Origin of the sequence: Klebsiella sp. 1SOBk5mer (genome assembly GCF_046603115.1) — a bacterium.
Classification (GTDB): domain Bacteria; phylum Pseudomonadota; class Gammaproteobacteria; order Enterobacterales; family Enterobacteriaceae; genus Klebsiella; species Klebsiella quasipneumoniae.
Window position 1 is genome coordinate 62809 of record NZ_JBKIUU010000010.1, and the last position, 20807, is coordinate 83615.

Consider the following 20807-nt stretch of genomic DNA (forward strand, 5'->3'; position numbering starts at 1 on the left):
AAGCAATGACTGTGCCAGGGTGGCAAATGACGGGAAGAAAAAAAGCCGACGACGGGCGTCGCCGGCAGAGCATTTATCGGCGACGCTGACGCAGGCTCATCAGCAGCGCGCCGAAGCCGAGCAGCGCCGTCAGCGCCCACAGCGGCCAGTTGCCAGTGCGGGCGTAAGGGGTCAAGCCGCTGGTGGGCGTCACGGTGGTGGTCAACACCTCGCGGGTAAACTGCGGGATCATCTTCTGAATCTCGCCGCGCGGGCCGATGACGGCGGTAATGCCGTTGTTGGTGCTGCGCAGCAGCGGGCGGGCCAGCTCCAGGGCGCGCATCCGCGCCATCTGGAAGTGTTGCCACGGGCCGATGGACTTGCCGAACCAGGCGTCGTTGGAGATGGTCAGCAGGAAGTCGGTGTCCGGACGGAAGTTATCCCGCACCTGTTCCCCGAGGATGATCTCGTAGCAGATGGCCGCGGTCAGCTTGAGGTTATGCGCCATCAGCTGCGGCTGCACGTAGGGACCGCGGCTGAAGGAGGACATCGGCAGGTCGAAGAATGGCGCCAGCGGACGCAGAATCGACTCCAGCGGTACAAACTCGCCGAACGGCACCAGATGGTTCTTGTTGTAGCGGTTGGTCGAGTCGTAGCGGTACGGGTTATCTTTGCCGAGGGTAATGATGGTGTTGTAGGTGTCGTAGCGGTTCTGCTTATTGAGACGCGCGTCGACGATGCCGGTGATCAGTGAGCTGTCTTTTGCGCGCAGCAGATCGTCCATCATGCTGAGGAACTGCTGCTGGTTGATCTCGAGATCCGGGATCGCCGATTCGGGCCAGATAATCAGCTGCGAGTGGCCGATATGCGGCTGGGTCAGCGCCAGATAGGTTTTCAGAGTGTTAACCAGCTGCTTCTCGTCCCACTTCATGGCCTGCGGGATATCGCCTTGCACCAGCGAGACCTGCGTCGCACGCGCCGGCAGCAGCTGATACCACTGGATATAGCGCAGCGGGAACGGCAGGGCGAACAGCAGCGCGGCAATGACCAGCGGCTTCCCGTTGCGCTGTACGAGGGCCAGGGCCAGCAGGCCGCTAACCATCATCAGCAGGAAGTTGATCGCCTCGACGCCCATCACCGGCGCCAGGCCTTTCAGCGGGCCGTCAATCTGGCTGTAGCCGAACTGCAGCCACGGAAAACCGGTCAGCACCCAGCCGCGCAGGAACTCGGTGATCTGCCAGACGACGGGAGCGGCGATCGCCACCCGCAGCCAGCTCGTTTTGGGCCACAGACGGGCGAGCAGGCCGGCAAACAGGCCGGTGTAGAGCGAGAGATAGGCCGCCAGCAGCACGACGAGGAAGACGTTAACCGGGCCCGGCATACCGCCAAACTGCGCGATGCTGACATAGACCCAGTTGATACCCGTGCCGAACAGGCCGAGACCCCAGAAATAGCCGATGCCGGCGCTTTGCAGCGGGCGGCGGTTGAGGGTTAACGCCTGCAGACCGACCAGCGAAATAATCGCCGCGGGCCAGAAGTCATAAGGTGAAAAAGCCAGCGTTCCGCTGGCTCCGAATAGCAGCGCCAGCAGCAGACGTACGCGCTGACGTTCAAGAAGAGAGGCAAATACCATTTAGGCTAATCGTCCCGTTAATTAACGCCTGTTGCCACAGGCTATGCTGTTTGCCAGCCGGGGGAGGGGACAACCGGGGATCGCCCACGGTCTGTCTCCCGGCTGGCCGTGACCTTCAGCGCCGCCGCTTACTCTTCCAGCTTCGGCTGGGGAGCGTCATCCGGCAGCTTAACATGCACCTGAATGATACGACGACTATCTGCCATTGCTACCTTGAATTGGTAACCATCAATGTCGATAGATTCGCCGCGAGCCGGCAGGTGGCCAAAGGCCTGCATTACCAGTCCGCCAATGGTATCCACTTCTTCATCGCTGAAGTGCGTATCGAAGGCGTCATTGAAGTCTTCGATGGAGGCCAGAGCGCGCACCGTCCAGGTATGGCGGCTCAGCTGGCGGAAATCGATATCTTCTTCTTCGTCGTATTCGTCTTCAATTTCCCCGACGATGAGCTCAAGGATATCCTCGATGGTCACCAGACCGGAGACGCCGCCGAATTCGTCAATAACGATCGCCATATGGTAGCGCTGTGAGCGAAACTCTTTCAGCATGCGGTCGACCCGCTTGCTTTCCGGAACGACAACCGCCGGCCGTAACACTTTTTCCATGCTGAAAGCTTCGGCGTCGCTGCGCATAAACGGCAGCAGATCCTTGGCCATCAGAATCCCTTCGATGTGATCTTTATCTTCACTGATGACCGGGAAGCGCGAGTGGGCGGATTCGATGATGACATCAAGGCACTCGTCCAGCGTCTGATTGCGTTTCAGGGTAATCATTTGTGAACGGGGGATCATAATGTCGCGGACCCGCTGGTCGGCGATATCCATTACCCCTTCGAGCATGTCACGGGTATCTTCATCGATAAGGTCGTTCTGCCCGGAATCACGGATCAGCGCCAGCAGTTCATCGCGGTTTTTCGGTTCCCCGTGAAAGAGCTGGCTGAGTAACAGGGAGAAAAATCCCTTTTTGCTGTTTACTGTGTCACTACTGTGTGAATTGTCGTCGCTCATGGCGTCGTTTGGGTTCTCATGTTGATTTAATGTCGCTCGTCGCGCGTACACTCAGCGCCGGACGGCATGGGTTGCCTGAGGTTCAGGCGGGTAAAATGCATGAACAGCGGCCGGATGAGACGCAAGCGCCGCCATCCGGCAGGGGGCTATTCAGCAATCTTCTCGGAAATGTACGGGTCCTCATAGCCCAGAGCAAGCATTATCTCTGTTTCGAGGGCTTCCATCTCTTCCGCTTCGTCATCTTCGATGTGATCGTAGCCCAGCAGATGCAGGCTGCCGTGAACCACCATATGCGCCCAGTGCGCCTCCAGCGGCTTCCCTTGCTCGCTGGCTTCCTGCTCCACCACCTGACGGCAAATGATCAGATCGCCGAGCAGCGGCATTTCAATCCCCGGCGGCGCTTCAAACGGGAAAGAGAGGACGTTGGTCGGTTTATCCTTGCCGCGATAGGTCAGGTTCAGCTCATGGCTTTCTGCAACGTCGACCAGACGAATCGTTAACTCTGACTCCTCCTGAAACGGCGGAATGACGGCGTCGACCCAGCGTTGAAAAAGGGCTTCGTCCGGCAGGCCGCTGGTCTCTTCGCAGGCCAGCTGTAAATCGAGGATCACCTGACTCATTTTTGCTCCTGTTCCTGGGCTTCGCGTTTGCGCTCGGCGGCCAGTTCTGCTTTACGTTTCTGGTCTGCGGCTTCCCATGCCTCATAGGCGTTCACGATGCGGGCGACCACCGGATGGCGGACTACGTCTTCGCTATGGAAGAAGTTAAAGCTGATCTCATCCACTTCCGCCAGCACTTCGATGGCGTGGCGCAGACCGGATTTGGTGCTGCGCGGCAGGTCAATCTGCGTGATGTCGCCGGTGATCACCGCCTTGGAGTTAAAGCCGATGCGGGTCAGGAACATCTTCATCTGCTCGATGGTGGTGTTCTGGCTTTCATCAAGAATGATAAAGGCGTCATTCAGCGTCCGTCCGCGCATATAGGCCAACGGAGCCACTTCGATGACGTTACGCTCAATCAGCTTTTCCACCTTCTCAAAGCCGAGCATCTCGAACAGCGCGTCGTACAGCGGGCGCAGATACGGGTCGACCTTCTGGCTCAGATCGCCGGGCAGGAAGCCGAGCTTTTCGCCCGCCTCGACGGCCGGACGGGTCAGCAGAATGCGGCGGATCTCCTGGCGCTCCAGCGCATCGACCGCCGCCGCCACCGCCAGATAGGTTTTCCCGGTACCTGCCGGACCCACGCCGAAGGTGATGTCGTGATCGAGGATATTGGCGATGTACTGCGCCTGGTTCGGCGTACGCGGTTTGATCACCCCGCGCTTGGTCTTGATATTGACGGCTTTTCCGTACTCCGGCACGCTCTCGGCGCTCTGCTCCAGCACGCGCGCCTCTTTGATCGCCAGATGGATCTGCTCTGGTTCAATATCCTGAATCTGACCGCGCATCGGCGCCGTGTCGACATACAGGCTGCGCAGAATATCGGCGGCGGCGTGCACGCATAGGGCGCGTCCGGTCAGTTTAAAGTGATTGTCACGGCGGTTGATCTCAATGCCTAACCGACGTTCCAGCTGTTTGATGTTGTCGTCAAACGGGCCGCACAGGGCTAACAGGCGTGCGTTATCCGCTGGCTCCAGGGTAATTTCACGAGTGTCTATGTTCAAACTGTTCCTCTTTACGCAGGTGGCCGGACGCGGCGCGTGGCCGGCTAATCAGGAAATTATTTACGTCACAGGAAAATGGCGCAAGCATTGCTGTAGATATAGGGACGGAGAGAGGAATTACAAGGCCTGCCGGAACCGACAGGCCTGAAGGGATCACGGCTGATAGATACCCACGCCAAGATCGTTCTCTTTACGGGTGCGGGCAATCACTGATTCAGGTGATTCAGCGATACGCAGACCCATCTCCGCTTCGGTACACACGATTTTGCCGCGCAGCGAGTTGGTGTAAACATCGACAATTTCGACATCCACAAACTTGCCGACAAGGTCCGGGGTGCCTTCGAAGTTGACCACCCGGTTGTTCTCCGTACGTCCGGAGAGCTCCATGATGTTCTTGCGCGACGTGCCTTCCACCAGGATGCGCTGTACCGTGCCGAGCATGCGACGGCTCCAGGCCATCGCCTGCTGGTTGATGCGCTCCTGCAGAATATACAGACGCTGTTTCTTATCGGCATCCGGCACGTCGTCAACCATATCGGCCGCCGGGGTGCCCGGGCGGGCGGAGAAGATAAAGCTGTAGCTCATATCGAAATTGACGTCGGCGATAAGCTTCATTGTCTTTTCGAAATCTTCCGTAGTTTCGCCGGGGAAGCCGACGATAAAGTCGGAGCTTATCTGAATATCCGGACGCGCTTCACGCAGCTTGCGAATAATCGCTTTATACTCCAGCGCGGTATGGGTGCGTCCCATCAGGTTCAGCACGCGGTCGGAGCCGCTCTGCACCGGCAGGTGCAGGAAGCTCACCAGCTCCGGCGTATCGCGATAGACGTCGATGATATCGTCGGTAAATTCGATCGGGTGGCTGGTGGTGAAGCGAATGCGGTCGATGCCGTCGATAGCGGCCACCAGGCGCAGCAGATCGGCAAAGCTGCCGGTAGTGCCGTCGTAGTTCTCGCCGCGCCAGGCGTTCACATTCTGGCCCAGCAGGTTGACTTCACGCACGCCCTGCGCCGCCAGTTGGGCGATTTCAAACAGGATATCGTCGCACGGGCGGCTGACTTCTTCTCCGCGGGTGTAGGGCACCACGCAGTAGGTGCAGTATTTGTTGCAGCCTTCCATAATCGAGACAAAGGCGGTCGGGCCTTCGGCGCGCGGTTCTGGCAGGCGATCGAATTTTTCAATTTCCGGGAAGCTGATATCAACCACCGGGCTGCGGTTGCCGCGCACGGCGTTAATCATCTCCGGCAGGCGGTGCAGGGTTTGCGGCCCGAAAATAATATCGACATAGTGCGCGCGCTGACGAATATGGTCGCCTTCCTGGGAAGCCACGCAGCCGCCAACGCCAATAATCAGGTCCGGGTTCTTCTCTTTCAGCAGCTTCCAGCGGCCAAGCTGATGGAAAACTTTTTCCTGGGCCTTCTCACGAATTGAGCAGGTATTGAGCAACAGCACATCTGCTTCTTCCGCCACTTCGGTCAGTTGATACCCATGTGTCGCATCCAGCAGATCGGCCATCTTTGATGAATCATACTCGTTCATCTGACAGCCCCAGGTTTTAATATGGAGTTTTTTTGTCATTGACTTGCTCATGCTCAGTAATAGATATCCAAAACGCGGGGATATATACAGGGTGAATTTCGCATTCCAGGGCGCGTATTGTAATGCTTTGGTCGCCCCCTGACCAGTGCGAGCGTTATCACCGCAAGAGGGCGAAAAATCCGGTAAACTTAACGGATTCTGCTTTAAGGATAATAGCCATGACAATTCACGCAACAGATGTCGCCATCGTGGGCGGCGGCATGGTCGGCGGCGCCCTGGCGTTGGGGCTGGCGCAACAGGGATTTACCGTGACGGTGCTTGAGAAAACGGCGCCTCCGGCTTTCGATCCGGCATCCGCCCCGGATGTGCGGATCTCGGCGATCAGCGCGGCCTCGGTCGGCCTGCTGAAAAGCCTTGGCGTCTGGGATGCCGTGCGGGCGATGCGCGTCCACGCTTACCGTCGACTGGAGACCTGGGAGTGGGAGAGCGCCCACGTCGCCTTTGACGCCGCCGAGCTTAAGCTGCCGGAGCTGGGCTATATGGTCGAGAACAAGGTCCTGCAGTGGGGCCTGTGGCAAGCGCTGACGGCGCACGAAGGGGTTACCCTGCGCGTTGGCGGCGAACTGGAGACGATGCAGCGCGGCGAGGCGGAGACGGCGTTGCGTTTACGCGACGGGGAGACGATCCACGCCCGGCTGGTTATCGGCGCCGACGGCGCCAGCTCTCAGGTGCGGGAGATGGCCGGCATCGGCGTGCATGCCTGGCAATATCAGCAATCCTGTATGCTCATTAGCGTCCAATGCGCCGACGATCCCGGCGACAGCACCTGGCAGCAGTTTACCCCCAGCGGACCGCGCGCTTTCCTGCCGCTGTTCGACAACTGGGCCTCGCTGGTGTGGTATGACGCCCCGGCGCGGATCCGTCAGCTGCAGGGCATGTCCATGCCCCAGCTCCAGCAGGAGATCGCCCGCCATTTCCCGGCGCGTCTCGGGCGGGTGACGCCGCAGGCGGCCGGCGCCTTCCCGCTCACCCGGCGTCATGCGCTGCAGTATGTTCAGCCTGGTCTGGCGCTGGTGGGCGATGCGGCGCACACCATTCATCCGCTGGCGGGGCAGGGGGTTAACCTTGGCTATCGTGATGTCGACGCCCTGCTGGAGGTCCTGGCGCAAGCGCGCGGCCGCGGCGAAGAGTGGGCCAGCCTGCCGGTGCTCAAGCGCTACCAGGGGCGGCGGCGGGCGGATAATTTTATTATGCAGTCGGGGATGGATCTGTTTTACGCCGGATTCAGCAATGACCTGGCGCCGGTGCGGATGCTGCGCAATATTGGCCTGATGGCGGCCGAACGCGCCGGGGTGCTGAAGCGTCAGGCGCTGAAGTATGCGTTAGGCTTGTAAACCGGCGTCGCGGGCAGGGGCGTCGTGGAAAGCGCCTGCCCGGCAGTCAGTGATGCGCCAGGATGGCAAAACGCCAATAACAAAAAAGCCCACCGAGGTGGGCTTTTTTGCATTGAAGTGGCTGGGGTACGAGGATTCGAACCTCGGAATGCCGGAATCAGAATCCGGTGCCTTACCGCTTGGCGATACCCCAATTGTCTGTTGCATTTAACCGTCACTATCCCGGTTTTAGCGCAACAGTGCGTTCATTGCTGAACGACTTTTAAATTTGGCTGGGGTACGAGGATTCGAACCTCGGAATGCCGGAATCAGAATCCGGTGCCTTACCGCTTGGCGATACCCCAACAAATTTTTTGCGGATTTATCGATGTGTATCGATACGTCCCGAATATGGTGGCTACGACGGGATTCGAACCTGTGACCCCATCATTATGAGTGATGTGCTCTAACCAGCTGAGCTACGTAGCCAAATTGTCTTACTGTTTCTTCGATGGCTGGGGTACCTGGATTCGAACCAGGGAATGCCGGTATCAAAAACCGGTGCCTTACCGCTTGGCGATACCCCAATACCGTCGCGGTGAACCGCAAATATCGAAGAAATATGGCTGGGGTACCTGGATTCGAACCAGGGAATGCCGGTATCAAAAACCGGTGCCTTACCGCTTGGCGATACCCCATCCGTACAACGCTGACTGGTGAATGGTGCGGGAGGCGAGACTTGAACTCGCACACCTTGCGGCGCCAGAACCTAAATCTGGTGCGTCTACCAATTTCGCCACTCCCGCAAAAAAAGATGGTGGCTACGACGGGATTCGAACCTGTGACCCCATCATTATGAGTGATGTGCTCTAACCAGCTGAGCTACGTAGCCATCTTTTTTTCGCGTAACCTTATCGGCGTTGCGGGGCGCATTATGCGTATTGGGCCTGCGAGCGTCAACCTCTTTTTCAAGGAAAATCGTTGTAATGTGACTGTTTGGTTAGGTTGCGAACAGCTCGCTGCAATAATCGGCAATTATTGGTTATTTATCGTTTTTCAGCGGTATAAATCCCGCAAAAAGAAAACGGACCCCGGAGGGTCCGTTTCGCGTTTCATCGCCTGTCAGGGCTTATTTATAGGCCGACTGGTGGACGCCCACCGCGCGGCCTGACGGATCGTTCATGGTTTTGAACACTTCATCCCATTCAATGGCTTTGGCAGAAGAGCAGGCCACCGACGGACCGCCAGGGACACACTCCGCCGCGCTTGGCAGCGGGAACAGCTCTTCGAAGATCTCGCGGTACAGATAGCCTTCTTTGGAGGTCGGCGTGTTGTACGGGAAGCGGAAGCTTGCGGTTTCCAGCTGCTGGTCGCTGATCTGTTTCGCAGCCACTTCTTTCAGCGTATCGATCCAGCTGTAGCCGACGCCGTCAGAGAATTGCTCCTTCTGACGCCACGCCACGCTGGCCGGCAGATAGGATTCAAAGCATTCGCGCAGGATATGTTTTTCCATTTTGCCGTTGCCGCACATCTTATCCTGCGGGTTGATGCGCATCGCCACGTCGAGGAACTTCTTATCGAGGAACGGCACGCGGGCTTCCACGCCCCAGGCGGACATCGCTTTGTTGGCGCGGGCGCAGTCAAACATATGCAGCGCCTGCAGCTTACGCACCGTCTCTTCGTGCAGTTCTTTAGCGTTCGGCGCCTTATGGAAGTAGAGGTAGCCGCCGAATACTTCGTCCGAGCCTTCGCCGGAAAGCACCATTTTGATGCCCATGGCTTTTATTTTACGCGACATCAGGTACATCGGCGTCGAAGCGCGAATGGTGGTCACATCGTAGGTTTCGATGTGATAGATAACGTCGCGGATCGCATCCAGCCCTTCCTGAACGGTAAAGTGAATTTCATGGTGCACGGTGCCGAGGTGGTTAGCCACTTCCTGCGCCGCTTTCAGGTCGGGAGAGCCTTCCAGACCGACCGCGAAGGAGTGCAGCTGCGGCCACCAGGCTTCGCTACGCTCCTGATCTTCGACGCGACGGGCGGCGAATTTCTTGGTGATGGCGGAGATGACCGAAGAATCAAGGCCGCCGGAGAGCAGCACGCCGTAGGGCACGTCGGACATCAGGTGGCTTTTCACCGACTCTTCCAGCGCCTGGCGCAGCTCGTTCTTATCGGTAACGTTGTCTTTTACCGCGTCGTAATCGAACCAGTCGCGCTGATAGTACTGGCGAATTTCACCGTCTTTGCTCCACAGGTAGCTGCCCGCCGGGAACTCTTTAATGGTGCGGCACACCGGCACCAGGGCTTTCATTTCTGAGGCGACGTAGAAGTTGCCGTGTTCGTCATGGCCCATATACAGCGGAATAATGCCGATATGGTCGCGACCAATTAAGTACGCGTCTTTTTCGCTGTCGTACAGGGCGAAGGCGAACATCCCCTGCAGGTCGTCGAGGAACGCCGGGCCTTTTTCCTGATACAGCGCGAGGATCACTTCGCAGTCGGAGCCGGTCTGGAACTGATAGCGATCGCCATATTCCGCGCGCAGCGCCTGATGGTTGTAGATTTCGCCGTTAACGGCCAGCGCATGGGTTTTTTCGGCGTTGTACAGCGGCTGGGCGCCGGCGTTGACGTCGACAATCGACAGGCGCTCGTGCGCCAGAATCGCTTTGTCGCTGGCATACACGCCAGACCAGTCCGGACCGCGATGGCGCATCAGGCGGGAAAGCTCCAGCGCCTTTTTACGCAGCTCGCCTGCGTCAGTTTTAATATCCAGTACGCCAAAAATAGAACACATAGCCTTCTCCATTACCCTGTCGTGTTTGATGTTGTGCTGGCTTCGTCTCGTGGCGAAGCCTGAGTGCGTGCTTAAGAAAATGCCGTAAAGGGGGAGCCGGCGCAAGGGTTTTACGGCCGGAAAAAGAAAAAACGCAACTGCGATTGTTGAATAGTAAAAAAAGAGTATCTTTTGAACGGCTTTATTGAAGAATACGCAATTACAAGCCGTTTTTATTAGATGGGGTGCTTTTAGCAGGCGTCAGAAATGAACAACCACGTCCTGAGACGTGGCTGGCATTAGAAAATATCGATTTCCGCGACGGAAGGGTAGATCCACGACGGGCGGAACGGCATGCTGTCGATGTCGTCGAGGGTCGAGACGCCGGAGAGCACCAGAATGGTCTCCAGCCCCGCCTGGAAGCCGGCCAGAATGTCGGTGCGCAGATTGTCGCCGACGATCACCGTCTGTTCGGAGTGGGCCTGCATTTTGTTCAGCGCTGAGCGGATGATCCACGGGCTGGGTTTACCGACGTAAAACGGCTTACGGCCGGAGATCTTCTCGATCCCGGCGCACAGGGCGCCGCAGGCCGGGTAGAAGCCGCGACCGTGAGTATCCGGGTTGGTGGCAATGAAGCGGGCGCCATTGGCGACAAAGAAGGCCGCCTTATGCATCATCTCCCAGTTAAAGGAGCGGGTTTCCCCGACGATGACAAAATCCGGGTTGACATCGGTAATGGTAAAGCCGGCTTTATACAGCTCGTGGATCAGCGCCCCTTCACCCACCACATAGGCTTTCTTGCCTTCCTGGCGGCGCAGAAAATCGGCCGTCGCCATCGCCGAGGTGTAAAAGGCGCTATCCGGCACCTCAATCCCGGCGGTGGCGAAACGGTTCGCCAGATCCTGGCCGGTTTGCGACGGGTAGTTGGTCAGCATCACCAGCGGCATGCCTTTATCGAGGATGCGCTTGATAAACTCGGCAGCGCCGGGAACGGCGACGTTATCGTGCATCAGCACGCCGTCAATATCACAAATTATGTTTTGAATGGTCATGGTGGGTCCAGAATCATTAACAAAGACGAAACTATACGCGTCATCGATGCGGTTTCACACCTCTGACGGGCGATGCCCGCCAGTGACAGAGCGACGCGCTTATCTGTAAAGGGGGGGCGATTAGCTCTCAAGCAAGCGCTGCAGCAGCGTGCCATTGAGCATGGCGCGTTTGACCAGCGCGAAGGCGCCAATCGCTGAGCGATGATCGAGGGTGGAGCGCACCACCGGCAGGTTCTTACGAAACGCCTTCAGCGCCTGGGCGTTAATGCAGCCCTCAATGGCCGGGAGCAGCACTTTCTCGGCTTCCACAATTTCGCCGGCGACGACGATTTTTTGCGGATTGAACAGGTTGATGGCGATGGCGATCGTTTTTCCGAGGTGACGCCCTACGTACTCGATCACCTCGCAGGCCAGGGCATCGCCCTTGTTGGCCGCTTTGCAGATGGTTTTGATCGTGCAGTCATCGAGGGTCAGGCGGCTCTGGTAGCCCTGGTCCAGCAGATGGCGAACGCGATGTTCGATGGCGGCGTTCGCCGCGACGGTCTCCAGGCAGCCGAAGTTGCCGCAGTGGCAGCGTTCGCCCAGCGGATCGACCTGAATATGGCCAATTTCGCCCACGTTGCCGTTACGGCCAATAAAAATGCGTCCGTTGGAGATGATCCCCGCCCCGGTGCCGCGGTGCACGCGCACCAGAATGGAGTCTTCGCAGTCCTGGCTTGCGCCAAAATAGTGCTCGGCCAGCGCCAGACTGCGGATATCGTGCCCGACAAAGCAGGTAACGTTGAAGCGTTTTTCCAGCGCCCCGACCAGGCCCCAGTTTTCCACCGCAATGTGCGGCATATAGCGGATCACGCCGCTTTCCGGATCCACCAGCCCCGGCAGGATCACCGAGATGGCGATCAGCTCGCGGATTTTGCGCTGACAGTTTTCGATAAAAGTGGCGATGATATTCAGCAGGGCGTGTTCCAGCGTTTCCTGGGTGCGCTCGGGCAGCGGGAAATGCTCCTCCTCCAGGGTCTTGCTGCTTAAATCATAGAGGGTCAGGGTGGCGTCATAGCGGCCAAGGCGCACGCCAATGGCGTTGAAGTTACGCGTCTCCGCAATGATGGAGATGGCGCGGCGCCCCCCGGTGGAGGCCTGCTGATCGACTTCTTTGATCAGGCCGCGCTCAATAAGCTGACGCGTGATTTTGGTCACGCTGGCAGGGGCAAGCTGGCTTTGTTCCGCGATCTGAATGCGCGAGATAGGCCCATGCTGGTCAATCAGGCGGTACACGGCCGCGCTGTTCAGTTGTTTTACGAGGTCAACGTTACCAATTTGAGCTTGTCCGCCTGCTGTCATACTTTTACTTACTCAGTGACGACCTCGTTACCATTAACGATGGTCTTGGTGATTTTATAATCGCGTGTAAAGGCGGTCAGGTTAGCGACCATACCCGGCGCAATGCTGCCGAGCTGCTTGTCCACACCAATGGCGCGCGCGGGATAGAGCGTCGCCATCCGCAATACTTCGTCCAGCGCCACACCGCAATGCTCAACCAGATTACGCACCCCTTCAATCATGGTCAGGGAAGATCCGCTGAGGGTGCCGTTTTCATCTACGCACAGCCCGTTGCGGTAGTATATTGTTTTCCCGGCAAAAATGAACTGGTCAATATTCGCCCCCGCCGGCGCGGTGGCGTCGGTGACCAGGCACAGTTTGTCGCCTTTCAGGCGCTTGGCGTTGCGCACGTTGGCGTAATCGACGTGCATCCCGTCGACAATAATACCGCAGTAGACATCCGGCTCGTCAAAAATCGCCCCGGCCAGACCCGGTTCGCGGCCGGTAATGTACGGCATCGCATTATACAGGTGGGTGGCGAAGGTAATGCCCGCGCGGAAGCCCACTTTCGCCTCTTTCAGCGTGGCGTTGGAGTGGCCCGCGGAGACGACGATCCCGGCGGCGACCAGTTTGCGGATCACTTCCGGCTCGACGCGCTCAGGGGCGAGGGTCACTTTGGTGATCACATCGGCGTTGTCGCACAGGAAATCGACCAGCGCCGCGTCCGGTTTACGCACGTAGTCGGGATTGTGGGTGCCTTTCTTAACGATATTCAGCCACGGTCCTTCAAGATGCAGACCCAGCGCCTGGTTCGGGTGCTTTTGCAGGTATTCGCGCATCACGCGGACGCCTTGCTTCATCAGATCGTCGCTGGAGGTAATCAGCGTCGGCAGGAAGCTGGTGCAGCCTGAGCGTTCGTTGGCCTTCTGCATGATCTCCAGCGTTTCGACAGTGACCGCGTCAGGGCTGTCGTTAAACTGCACGCCGCCGCAGCCGTTGAGCTGGACGTCGATAAAACCGGGGGCGAGGATTGCGCCGTTGACTGAGCGCTGCTCGATGTCAGACGGCAAATCTGCCAGCGGACAAAGACGTTCGATAAGGCCATTAGCGATAACAACCGCATGGTCATCGAGAATTTCATGACCGGTATAAACCCGGCCCTGGGTTAATGCATACATTACGACCCCCGGTATATACGCCTCATCAGGCCCGGGAACGTTCATTTGCCGCCGGCCTGATGATGCATACAAAGAAAAAGATGGTCCCGCGCAAAGTCGCGGGACGCGACTACATTACAGACCTTTAATATTTTCAGCTTCTAATTCGTTGAAATATTTCAGCGTCTTCACTTTCAGCTCCATGGTGGACGGTTCGTCGCAGACGATCACCGCCTTCGGATGCAGCTGCAGACAGGTAATGGTCCACATGTGGTTGACGTTACCTTCAACTGCCGCCTGCAGCGCCAGCGCTTTCTGATGGCCCAGCACCAGAATCATGACTTCTTCTGCATCCAGCAGGGTGCCCACGCCGACGGTCAGCGCATATTTCGGCACCAGATCCACGTCGCCGTCAAAGAAGCGGGAGTTCGCCACACGGGTGTCATGGGTCAGGGTCTTAATACGGGTGCGGGACGCCAGAGAAGAGGCCGGTTCGTTGAACGCGATGTGGCCATCGTTGCCCACGCCGCCCATAAACAGGTGGATTTTACCGTAGGAACGAATTTTTTCTTCATAGCGACGGCATTCCGCATCGATGTCCGGCGCGTTACCATTCAGCAGGTTGATATTTTCTGCCGGAATATCAACGTGGTCAAAGAAATTACGGTGCATGAAGCTATGATAGCTTTCCGGATGCTCTTTTGGCAGGCCAACGTATTCATCCATGTTGAAGGTGACAACGTGTTTGAAGCTAACCTGGCCTGCTTTATGCATTTCAACCAGCGCCTTGTAGGCGGTGAGCGGGGTGCCGCCGGTCGGCAGACCCAGCACGAACGGACGGTCCGCGGTTGGTTTGAATGCATTAATGCGGTTCACGATATGGCGGGCAGCCCATTTACCGACCTGCTCAGCGGTTACCAGGGGGATCAGTCTCATTCTTCACCTCTATAGTTAAAAGTAGAATCTGGCGGATTGGCGCCAGCACTCTGAGGAGAGTATTGCAGCAACTGCGCCGACCGGGGTCAATCCGTGTTGATTTTTTGAATGATAAAATAAGTTTTCGATGTTAGCCAGTCTAAGGGAGGGGTGAATACGATATTTGGTGATAATTATCACAAAAAATACCCGTTTAATTTGCGATACGAATTAATTTTTCACACACTTTGCCGGTAAGTGATAAAACCGACCTTGTTACACAATAAAAAAGTGGCTTTGAAAATGAGCCTCATCGGGGTCTCATAGGGGGAATAAGATGAATATTTTAGGTTTCTTTCAGCGACTGGGTAGGGCGTTACAGCTCCCTATCGCAGTGCTGCCGGTCGCGGCATTGCTGCTGCGTTTCGGGCAACCAGACCTGTTGAATGTACCCTTCATCGCGCAAGCGGGTGGGGCTATCTTCGACAACCTGGCGCTGATCTTTGCTATCGGTGTGGCGTCAAGCTGGTCCAAGGATAACGCCGGTTCTGCGGCGCTGGCCGGGGCAGTAGGTTATTTCGTGATGACCAAAGCGATGGTCACCATCAATCCGGAAATCAACATGGGCGTACTGGCCGGTATCATTACCGGTCTGGTAGCAGGGGCGGTGTACAATCGCTGGGCCGGCATCAAGCTGCCGGACTTCCTGAGCTTCTTCGGCGGCAAACGCTTCGTACCGATCGCCACCGGCTTCTTCTGTTTGATCCTCGCGGCGCTCTTCGGCTACGTCTGGCCGCCGGTGCAGCACGCTATCCATGCGGGCGGCGAGTGGATCGTTTCCGCAGGGGCGCTGGGTTCCGGTATCTTCGGCTTTATCAACCGTCTGCTGATCCCGACCGGTCTGCATCAGGTGCTGAACACCATCGCCTGGTTCCAGATTGGTGAGTTCACGAACGCCGCAGGCGCCGTGTTCCACGGCGACATCAACCGCTTCTACGCCGGCGACGGCACCGCGGGGATGTTCATGTCCGGCTTCTTCCCGATCATGATGTTTGGTCTGCCGGGCGCGGCGCTGGCGATGTATCTGGCCGCTCCGAAAGCGCGTCGTCCGATGGTGGGCGGTATGCTGCTGTCCGTTGCCATCACCGCGTTCCTGACCGGGGTAACCGAGCCGCTGGAATTCCTGTTCATGTTCCTGGCTCCGCTGCTGTACCTCCTGCACGCGGTACTGACCGGTATCAGCCTGTTCATCGCAACGGCGCTGGGCATTCATGCGGGCTTCTCCTTCTCCGCAGGCGCTATTGACTACGTGCTGATGTACAGCCTGCCGGCCGCCAGCAAAAACGTCTGGATGCTGCTGGTGATGGGCGTGGTGTTCTTCTTCGTCTACTTCCTGCTGTTCAGCGCGGTGATCCGCATGTTCAACCTGAAAACGCCGGGTCGTGAAGACAAAGCCGCTGACGTGGTAACGGAAGAAGCGAACAGCAACACTGAAGAAGGCCTGACCCAGCTGGCGACCAGCTATATCGCCGCGGTGGGCGGAACGGACAACCTGAAAGCGATTGACGCCTGTATCACCCGTCTGCGCCTGACCGTGGGCGATTCGGCGAAAGTCAACGACGCCGCCTGTAAACGTCTCGGCGCGTCCGGGGTGGTGAAACTGAATAAGCAAACCATCCAGGTTATCGTCGGCGCGAAGGCAGAGTCTATCGGCGATGAGATGAAAAAAGTGGTGACCCGCGGCCCGGTAGCGGCAGCGGCAGCCGCGCCGGCTGGCAACGTCGCCACCGCAGCGCCCGCGGCTAAACCGCAGGCGGTAGCGAACGCGAAGACCGTTGAGTCGCTGGTTTCGCCGATTACTGGTGACGTGGTGGCCCTCGAACAGGTGCCGGACGAAGCCTTCGCCAGCAAAGCCGTCGGCGACGGTATCGCGGTGAAACCGACCAGCAACATCGTGGTGGCCCCGGCCGCCGGTACCGTGGTGAAAATTTTCAACACTAACCACGCGTTCTGCCTCGAAACCAACAACGGTGCGGAAATCGTTGTCCACATGGGTATCGACACCGTGGCGCTGGAAGGCAAGGGCTTCAAACGTCTGGTTGATGAGGGCGCGGACGTGAAGGCGGGCGAGCCGATTCTGGAAATGGATCTGGACTTCCTCAACGCCAACGCGCGCTCGATGATTAGCCCGGTGGTCTGCAGCAACAGCGATGACTACAGCGCGCTGGTGATACTGGCGAGCGGTAAGGTCGTTGCCGGCCAGACGCCGCTGTATGAGATTAAAGGCAAGTAAGGCTCCTGAGTCGAGTTTATGCCTCAGCGGCGAAGGGAAACCTTCGCCGCTTTTTTTTGCAGCAATCGGCCCCATAATCCTCTTCTGATACCTATTTTACGTAACTAATAGTTGTCACTACGCCCTGCTTGTAAGATCATGTGCCGTTATACGTTGTTTACGCTTTGAGGAACCCGTGATGAGTGAGGCAGAAGCCCGCCCGACTAACTTTATCCGTCAGATCATTGATGAAGATCTGGCTACCGGTAAGCACACCACCGTTCACACCCGCTTCCCGCCGGAGCCGAACGGTTATCTGCACATTGGCCATGCGAAATCCATCTGCCTGAACTTCGGCATCGCCCAGGATTATCAGGGCCAATGCAACCTGCGTTTCGATGACACCAACCCGGTGAAAGAAGATATCGAATACGTGGAGTCGATTAAAAACGACGTGCAGTGGTTAGGTTTCCACTGGTCCGGGGACGTTTGCTACTCGTCTGACTACTTTGATCAGCTGCATCAGTATGCGGTTGAGCTGATCAACAAAGGCCTGGCCTATGTTGATGAACTCTCTCCTGATGAAATTCGTGAATATCGCGGCACCCTGAAAGCGCCGGGTAAGAACAGCCCGTATCGCGACCGCAGCGTGGAAGAAAACCTGGCGCTGTTCGAAAAAATGCGCAGCGGCGGCTTCGAAGAGGGCAAGGCCTGCCTGCGCGCGAAGATCGATATGGCGTCGCCGTTCATCGTGATGCGCGATCCGGTGCTGTACCGCATTAAGTTCGCTGAGCATCATCAGACCGGCAACAAGTGGTGCATCTACCCGATGTACGACTTCACCCACTGCATCAGCGATGCGCTGGAAGGCATTACCCACTCGCTGTGTACCCTGGAGTTCCAGGACAACCGTCGTCTGTACGACTGGGTGCTGGACAACATCAGCATCCCGGTTCACCCGCGCCAGTACGAATTCTCGCGCCTGAATCTTGAATACACGGTGATGTCCAAGCGTAAGCTGAACCAGCTGGTGACCGAGAAGCACGTGGAAGGTTGGGACGATCCGCGTATGCCGACCATCTCCGGTCTGCGTCGTCGCGGCTACACCGCCGAATCCATCCGCGAATTCTGCAAGCGCATCGGCGTGACCAAGCAGGACAACACTATTGAGATGGCGTCGCTGGAGTCCTGCATTCGCGAAGATCTCAACGAAAACGCGCCGCGCGCGATGGCGGTGATCGATCCGGTGAAACTGGTTATCGAGAACTACCCGCAGGGCGAAAGCGAAATGGTGGCGATGCCGAACCATCCGAACAAGCCGGAGATGGGCAGCCGCGAAGTGCCGTTCAGCGCGGAAATCTGGATCGACCGCGCGGACTTCCGTGAAGAAGCCAACAAGCAGTACAAGCGTCTGGTGCTGGGCAAAGAAGTGCGTCTGCGCAACGCCTACGTCATCAAAGCGGAACGCGTGGAGAAAGATGCCGAAGGCAATATCACCACTATCTTCTGCACCTACGATGCCGACACCCTGAGTAAAGATCCGGCTGACGGCCGCAAGGTCAAAGGCGTGATCCACTGGGTGAGCGCGGCGCATGCGCTGCCGGTAGAGATCCGTCTCTACGATCGCCTGTTCAGCGTACCAAACCCGGGCGCAGCGGAGGATTTCCTCGCGGTGATCAATCCGGAATCGCTGGTGATCAAACAGGGTTACGCGGAGCCGAGCCTGGCGCAGGCGGAAGCCGGTAAAGCTTACCAGTTTGAACGTGAAGGTTACTTCTGCCTCGACAGTCGCTATGCAACCGCAACCAGTCTGGTGTTTAACCGCACCGTCGGTCTGCGCGATACCTGGGCGAAAGCGGGCGAATAACCGTTTCCCTACCTTCAAAGCGCCGCACTCTGCGGCGCTTTTTTTGTTTCAGAATCAGCCAATTACTCTTTTTATTTTCGCGAAGCGAATTAATTCTGTTTCAAACCGGAAATAAATAACGCTTCTGATATTTCCTGTCTCATACAAAAAACCAATGTAATCGCTTTCAGGTTTTGCGTTTTTCCCTGATTTTGCAATGACTTCCATGACAAAATCATCAGAGATAAGACTGTAACAAAACGACATAAATTATGTGCGCTTTGTCATAATCTTAAGCTTTGCCTCACGAAAAACATTGATAATTCGCGTCACGAAAAATAGTCTATCTACAGTGGTTTCGCGGCCTTTTTCACCGCCCCACATTTTGCAGTGTTATTTATTTTTTTAGCGAATGACCCCCTGGTCTTCGCCTTTTAAAACGTCAAAGAGGATATGCACATGCGTACGTTTAGTGGCAAACGTAGTACGCTGGCGCTGGCTATTGCCGCCGTCACCGCGATGTCGGGCTGGGTTGTGATTCCGCAGGCCAGCGCAGCAGGCTTTATCGATGATTCTACTTTAACCGGCGGTATCTATTACTGGCAGCGTGAGCGTGACCGTAAAGATGTGACCGACGGCGACAAATACAAAACCAACCTTTCCCACTCCACCTGGAACGCCAACCTGGACTTCCAGTCCGGCTATGCCGCCGATATGTTTGGCCTTGATATTGCGGCGTTTACCGCGATTGAAATGGCGGAGAACGGCGACAGCGGCCACCCGAACGAAATCGCCTTCTCGTCGCGTAACAAAGCCTATGACGAAGACTACTCCGGCGATAAGAGCGGCATCAGCCTGTATAAAGCCGCTGCGAAATTCAAATACGGTCCGGCGTGGGCGCGCGCGGGCTACATCCAGCCAACCGGTCAGACCCTGCTGGCGCCGCACTGGAGCTTTATGCCGGGTACCTATCAGGGGGCGGAAGCCGGGGCCAACTTCGACTATGGAACCGCGGGCGCGTTAAGTTTCTCCTACATGTGGACGAACGAGTATAAAGCGCCATGGCATATCGAGATGGATGATTTCTACCAGAACGATAAGAAGACCAAAGTCGATTATCTCCACTCCGTCGGCGCCAAATATGATTTCAAAAACGACCTGGTGCTGGAGGCGGCATTTGGTCAGGCTCAGGGCTATATCGATCAGTACTTTGCTAAAGCCAGCTACAAGTTTGACGTCGCCGGAGCGCCGTTGAGCACCAGCTACCAGTTCTACGGCACTCGCGATAAGGTCAGCAACGGCGGGGTCAACGACATCTATGACGGCACCGCATGGCTGCAGGCGTTAACCTTTGGCTATAAAGTGGCGGATGTGCTGGATCTGCGTCTGGAAGGGACCTGGGTGAAGGCCGATGGCCAGCAGGGCTACTTCCTGCAGCGTATGACCCCGACCTACGCCTCCTCCAACGGTCGTCTCGATATCTGGTGGGATAACCGTTCCGACTTCAACGCCAACGGCGAAAAAGCGGTCTTCTTCGGCGCGATGTATGACATGAAAAACTGGGATATGCCGGGCTGGGCGTTTGGCGCGTCTTATGTGTACGCCTGGGATGCGAAGCCGGGCAAAATGTCCTCCCCGGACGCCTACTATGACGCTGATTACCGTCTGAAAGAGTCGGCCTACAGCCTGGATGCGCTGTATACCGTGCAGGAAGGCCGGGCGAAGGGCACGCTGTTTAAACTGCACTTTACCCAGTACGACAACCATTCCGATATTCCGAGCTGGAGCGGCGGCTACGGCAACATCTTCCAGGATGAGCGCGACGTGAAGTTCATGGTTATCGCCCCGTTCACAATTTTCTGATGCCTGCGCGGCGGGCGTGAGCCTGCCGCACCTCTGGGAGAACGACAATGAAAAAAATGCTGCTTATTGCCATGATGGCATCGGCACTGGTGGCCTGCACCACGTCGCCGGCACCGAAAGAAGACACCAAACTGAAAGATGCCTATAGCGCCTGTATTAATACGGCGGAAGGCAATCCGGACAAAATTGAAGCCTGCCAGAGCGTACTGAATGTCCTGAAAGAGGATAAACAGCACCAGCAGTTTGCTAACCAGGAGAGCGTCCGGGTACTGGATTATCAGCAGTGTATCCAGGCTACCCGTACCGGTAACGATCAGGCGGTGAAAGCGCGCTGCGACCAGATCTGGAAAGAGATCCGCAGCAATAACACCACCCATTAAGCCAGACGGCAGCGGCAAACGGGCGGAGTCTATCT

General features: G+C 57.1%; 15 protein-coding genes and 7 tRNA genes. 5 read left to right on the forward strand and 17 right to left on the reverse strand.

Annotation, left to right across the window (positions count from 1 at the left end):
• Positions 1–73 precede the first annotated feature (73 nt).
• From lnt to miaB, 5 genes are all read right to left on the reverse strand, one after another.
• Positions 74–1612: an apolipoprotein N-acyltransferase gene (gene lnt / locus ACLH1U_RS20255; protein WP_065804702.1), complete on the reverse strand. Its 1539-nt coding sequence runs from the start codon at positions 1610–1612 to the stop codon at positions 74–76.
• 128 nt (positions 1613–1740) lie between these two features.
• Entirely contained in the window at positions 1741–2619 is an 879-nt protein-coding gene (corC, locus tag ACLH1U_RS20260; protein ID WP_004197606.1) for a CNNM family magnesium/cobalt transport protein CorC, read from the reverse strand.
• A 146-nt stretch (positions 2620–2765) separates the two neighbouring features.
• Positions 2766–3239 (reverse strand): rRNA maturation RNase YbeY, encoded by a 474-nt coding sequence (ybeY, locus tag ACLH1U_RS20265; RefSeq protein ID WP_023288844.1) that lies wholly within the window; start codon positions 3237–3239, stop codon positions 2766–2768.
• Positions 3236–4282 carry a PhoH family protein gene (locus tag ACLH1U_RS20270; protein WP_004176871.1) on the reverse strand — a complete coding sequence of 349 codons (1047 nt, stop codon included), beginning with the start codon at positions 4280–4282 and terminating at the stop codon, positions 3236–3238. Before ACLH1U_RS20270 ends, ybeY begins: the two co-directional genes overlap by 4 nt.
• Before the next feature lie 153 nt (positions 4283–4435).
• On the reverse strand, positions 4436–5860 hold the full coding sequence (miaB, locus tag ACLH1U_RS20275; protein ID WP_411299426.1) for a tRNA (N6-isopentenyl adenosine(37)-C2)-methylthiotransferase MiaB: 1425 nt from the start codon (positions 5858–5860) through the stop codon (positions 4436–4438).
• Between the two features lie 179 nt (positions 5861–6039).
• Between miaB and ubiF the strand changes: the two genes are divergently transcribed.
• Complete coding sequence (gene ubiF / locus ACLH1U_RS20280; RefSeq protein WP_101861814.1) at positions 6040–7215, forward strand: 3-demethoxyubiquinol 3-hydroxylase; 1176 nt, start codon at positions 6040–6042, stop codon at positions 7213–7215.
• Positions 7216–7333: 118 nt separating this feature from the next.
• Here the strand turns inward: ubiF and ACLH1U_RS20285 are convergent.
• The 12 genes from ACLH1U_RS20285 to nagB form a co-directional block, all read right to left on the reverse strand.
• Positions 7334–7408: transfer RNA gene (locus ACLH1U_RS20285), tRNA-Gln, on the reverse strand.
• 76 nt (positions 7409–7484) lie between these two features.
• A tRNA-Gln gene (locus tag ACLH1U_RS20290) sits at positions 7485–7559 on the reverse strand.
• Between the two features lie 47 nt (positions 7560–7606).
• A tRNA-Met gene (locus ACLH1U_RS20295) sits at positions 7607–7683 on the reverse strand.
• Between the two features lie 23 nt (positions 7684–7706).
• Positions 7707–7781: transfer RNA gene (locus ACLH1U_RS20300), tRNA-Gln, on the reverse strand.
• A gap of 36 nt (positions 7782–7817) precedes the next feature.
• A tRNA-Gln gene (locus ACLH1U_RS20305) sits at positions 7818–7892 on the reverse strand.
• A gap of 23 nt (positions 7893–7915) precedes the next feature.
• A tRNA-Leu gene (locus ACLH1U_RS20310) sits at positions 7916–8000 on the reverse strand.
• A gap of 9 nt (positions 8001–8009) precedes the next feature.
• Positions 8010–8086 (reverse strand) — tRNA-Met (locus ACLH1U_RS20315).
• A gap of 237 nt (positions 8087–8323) precedes the next feature.
• Positions 8324–9988: an asparagine synthase B gene (gene asnB, locus ACLH1U_RS20320; RefSeq protein ID WP_411299427.1), complete on the reverse strand. Its 1665-nt coding sequence runs from the start codon at positions 9986–9988 to the stop codon at positions 8324–8326.
• A 278-nt stretch (positions 9989–10266) separates the two neighbouring features.
• On the reverse strand, positions 10267–11019 hold the full coding sequence (locus ACLH1U_RS20325) for an HAD-IIA family hydrolase (RefSeq protein WP_023288846.1): 753 nt from the start codon (positions 11017–11019) through the stop codon (positions 10267–10269).
• Positions 11020–11139: 120 nt separating this feature from the next.
• Positions 11140–12360: a DNA-binding transcriptional regulator NagC gene (locus ACLH1U_RS20330; protein WP_032455136.1), complete on the reverse strand. Its 1221-nt coding sequence runs from the start codon at positions 12358–12360 to the stop codon at positions 11140–11142.
• Positions 12361–12368: 8 nt separating this feature from the next.
• Complete coding sequence (nagA, locus tag ACLH1U_RS20335; RefSeq protein WP_032455137.1) at positions 12369–13517, reverse strand: N-acetylglucosamine-6-phosphate deacetylase; 1149 nt, start codon at positions 13515–13517, stop codon at positions 12369–12371.
• Positions 13518–13631: 114 nt separating this feature from the next.
• Positions 13632–14432: a glucosamine-6-phosphate deaminase gene (gene nagB / locus ACLH1U_RS20340; protein ID WP_012542446.1), complete on the reverse strand. Its 801-nt coding sequence runs from the start codon at positions 14430–14432 to the stop codon at positions 13632–13634.
• Between the two features lie 316 nt (positions 14433–14748).
• Here nagB and nagE point away from each other — a divergent pair, with 316 nt between their 5' ends.
• From nagE to chiQ, 4 genes are all read left to right on the forward strand, one after another.
• Positions 14749–16704, forward strand: a complete 1956-nt coding sequence (gene nagE, locus ACLH1U_RS20345) for a PTS N-acetyl glucosamine transporter subunit IIABC (RefSeq protein WP_275256890.1) — start codon at positions 14749–14751, stop codon at positions 16702–16704.
• Between the two features lie 178 nt (positions 16705–16882).
• Positions 16883–18550 (forward strand): glutamine--tRNA ligase, encoded by a 1668-nt coding sequence (gene glnS, locus ACLH1U_RS20350; protein WP_004885933.1) that lies wholly within the window; start codon positions 16883–16885, stop codon positions 18548–18550.
• 438 nt (positions 18551–18988) lie between these two features.
• A complete protein-coding gene (gene chiP / locus ACLH1U_RS20355; RefSeq protein ID WP_023288850.1) occupies positions 18989–20392 on the forward strand; it encodes a chitoporin ChiP in 1404 nt (467 codons plus the stop codon).
• Positions 20393–20439: 47 nt separating this feature from the next.
• Positions 20440–20772 carry a ChiQ/YbfN family lipoprotein gene (gene chiQ, locus ACLH1U_RS20360; protein WP_023288851.1) on the forward strand — a complete coding sequence of 111 codons (333 nt, stop codon included), beginning with the start codon at positions 20440–20442 and terminating at the stop codon, positions 20770–20772.
• Positions 20773–20807 lie beyond the last annotated feature (35 nt).

What these genes read in the sequence shown, in the direction of transcription:
- chiP (WP_023288850.1), top strand. Translation starts at nt 18,989, where the DNA reads ATGCGTACGTTTAGTGGCAAACGTAGTACGCTGGCGCTGGCTATTGCC.
- corC (WP_004197606.1), bottom strand. Translation starts at nt 2,619, where the DNA reads ATGAGCGACGACAATTCACACAGTAGTGACACAGTAAACAGCAAAAAG.
- chiQ (WP_023288851.1), top strand. Translation starts at nt 20,440, where the DNA reads ATGAAAAAAATGCTGCTTATTGCCATGATGGCATCGGCACTGGTGGCC.
- nagA (WP_032455137.1), bottom strand. Translation starts at nt 13,517, where the DNA reads ATGTATGCATTAACCCAGGGCCGGGTTTATACCGGTCATGAAATTCTC.
- nagE (WP_275256890.1), top strand. Translation starts at nt 14,749, where the DNA reads ATGAATATTTTAGGTTTCTTTCAGCGACTGGGTAGGGCGTTACAGCTC.
- lnt (WP_065804702.1), bottom strand. Translation starts at nt 1,612, where the DNA reads ATGGTATTTGCCTCTCTTCTTGAACGTCAGCGCGTACGTCTGCTGCTG.
- ybeY (WP_023288844.1), bottom strand. Translation starts at nt 3,239, where the DNA reads ATGAGTCAGGTGATCCTCGATTTACAGCTGGCCTGCGAAGAGACCAGC.
- asnB (WP_411299427.1), bottom strand. Translation starts at nt 9,988, where the DNA reads ATGTGTTCTATTTTTGGCGTACTGGATATTAAAACTGACGCAGGCGAG.
- ACLH1U_RS20330 (WP_032455136.1), bottom strand. Translation starts at nt 12,360, where the DNA reads ATGACAGCAGGCGGACAAGCTCAAATTGGTAACGTTGACCTCGTAAAA.
- ubiF (WP_101861814.1), top strand. Translation starts at nt 6,040, where the DNA reads ATGACAATTCACGCAACAGATGTCGCCATCGTGGGCGGCGGCATGGTC.
- miaB (WP_411299426.1), bottom strand. Translation starts at nt 5,860, where the DNA reads ATGACAAAAAAACTCCATATTAAAACCTGGGGCTGTCAGATGAACGAG.
- nagB (WP_012542446.1), bottom strand. Translation starts at nt 14,432, where the DNA reads ATGAGACTGATCCCCCTGGTAACCGCTGAGCAGGTCGGTAAATGGGCT.
- ACLH1U_RS20325 (WP_023288846.1), bottom strand. Translation starts at nt 11,019, where the DNA reads ATGACCATTCAAAACATAATTTGTGATATTGACGGCGTGCTGATGCAC.
- glnS (WP_004885933.1), top strand. Translation starts at nt 16,883, where the DNA reads ATGAGTGAGGCAGAAGCCCGCCCGACTAACTTTATCCGTCAGATCATT.